Origin of the sequence: Silvimonas sp. (genome assembly GCF_031291215.1) — a bacterium.
Lineage (GTDB): Bacteria > Pseudomonadota > Gammaproteobacteria > Burkholderiales > Chitinibacteraceae > Silvimonas > Silvimonas soli.
This window is the reverse complement of the sequence record NZ_JARLJK010000013.1, coordinates 1-2104: the sequence shown is the minus strand read 5'-3', so window position 1 is coordinate 2104 and position 2104 is coordinate 1. Positions and strand designations below refer to the sequence as shown.

The window sequence follows — 2104 nt, the reverse complement described above, 5'->3', positions numbered from 1 at the left end:
TGTTGCTCACCGTGCCGTTGACGGTTTCAGTCCAGTTGGCACTGGTGTTCGCGGTGAAATTCAGCACATAGTTTCCCGAGGTCACGCTCATCGTGGCGTTGGAGATGCTGAACTGGCCGCTGAATCCATTGCTGCTGCCCAGGTTATTGATGAAGCCCGTGAACGTGCCGTCGTTGGCCATCAGCAAGTCAAAATACCCGGCGCTGTTGATCGAAATGTCGTTGGTGTCATAGAACAGTCCGGTAAACTTGCCGGCCAGGTAATTGAAGGGGTTCGGCGGGATGGTGATGGTCAGCGTCTGGCTGGCCGAGTTGCTGACGCCGCCGTTCAGCGCCCCGCCGTTGTCAACCGCGCGGATGCCAACCGTCACAATGCCGGCCACCTTGCCCGGGGTAAAGATCAGGGTGCCAAGGGAACTCACCGTGGGCTGGTTGAGGAACAGGCTGGAATTGCTGTTCGTCACCACAAAGGTCACGGTCTGCCCGCTTTCGTTCGTCGGCCCCGCCTGGATGTTGGTGACCGCATTCGCGAGGCTCACCGCCACATCGTATTTATCCACGATATAGGATTGGATGGCCAGATTGAACGATGGCGCCTGGTTGACCCATGCGATGCCCGCTGTGAGGGTGGCGCTGTTGGTGAGCGTGCCGTCATCCACCGTGACCGTTACGGTGTTGGTGCCAAAGGCGTTGGTAACTGGCGCAAACACCAGCGTATGATTCGTGCCCAGGCCGGTGACCGACACCGTCAGCAAATTCGTGTTCGCCGACGTGCAGGTGATGTTGAAGTTGGTGGTCAGCGGATCAAACACGGTAAATGGCATCGTCAAATTGGTGATGGCATTCTCCAGCATATTCTTGTTGGTAAGCCCGGTGATCGCCGGCGGATATTGCCCCTGCACCACCGCCAGATCGAAGGTGTTGGTGCAACTGTTGACGCCGCCGTTGGTGATCGAACCGGAGGTGGTCATGGACACCGTGACTTGATTCGTGCCGAAGGCGTAATTCGCGGTCTTGAAGACCAGCGTGCCGTTGGTGCTGATCGCCGGGAATTGCGCAAACGTCACATTGGTCGCGTTATTGGTCGGGCAGCTCACCGCAAACAACCAGGTCTGGCCGGATTGATTGGTGGCGCCGACATAGATGTTGGTCACAAAGAATCCATTGGTCACAACGCCGGCATTTTCAGCCACCACCAGCCGGTTGGTGCTGAAGGTGAAACTCGGCGTCTGGTTGACCGGCTTGACGGTCAAGGTCAGACTGTTGGTGGTGAAGAGTCCGGCTTCACTGGAGATCAACTGGATCGGCGTGGTGCCGTTCTGGTTGGTCCCCGGCGTGATGGTCAGCGTATAGACCGCGTTGCTGAGGCTGCCGTTGTTGGTGGCCGTGACCGAGACCGTGGCCAGCGTGGTGTTGGAAACGGTGGCCGTGAAGGTGAAATTGCTCACCGCCAGGTCGTAATCCCACACGTTGACCGTGGTGTTGGTCGCCGCCGCGTTTTCTAGCACCACCACATTCGTGAACAGGTTGATGACTGGCGCGTGCGAGACCGGCAGAACCGCCAGCGTAAAGGTATTGGTGGCCGTATTGATGCCGCCGTTGTTGGTCGCACCGGTCGTCTTCATGATGACCGTAACCAAGTTCGTCCCGTAGGAGTGCGCCACGGGCTTGAACGACAGCGTGCCGTTGGTGCCGATGGCCGGCAGATTGGTAAAGGCCGCGTTCGTGGCGTTGCCAGTGACCGTCAGGGCGGTAAACGTCCAGGTCTGGCTCGCTTGATTCGTGGCGCCCGCATACATGTTCAGGGCAAAACCCGCGTTGGTCACCAAACCCGATTCCTCGGCTGCTACCAGGAAGTTCGTCGCCAGCGTGAACGTCGGCGCCTGATTGACCGGCTGAATCGTCAACAACAGCGTGTTGGTCGTGAACAAACCTGCCTCGCTGGCAATCAACTGGATGGGGGTGGTGCCATTCTGGTTGGTGCCAGGCGTAATGCTCAGCGTATAGACCGCGTTGCTGAGGCTGCCGTTGTTGGTGGCCGTGACCGAGACCGTGGCCAGCGCCGTGTTGGAAACGGTGGCCGTGAACGTGAAGTTGCTCACCGC

General features: G+C 58.7%; 1 protein-coding gene. It reads right to left on the bottom strand.

The genetic code is table 11. The annotated features are described in order from the left end of the window. Window positions 1-2104, bottom strand: a 2104-nt coding sequence (locus P4L78_RS01110) for a hypothetical protein (protein ID WP_309326385.1), incomplete at both ends; no start/stop codon positions are given.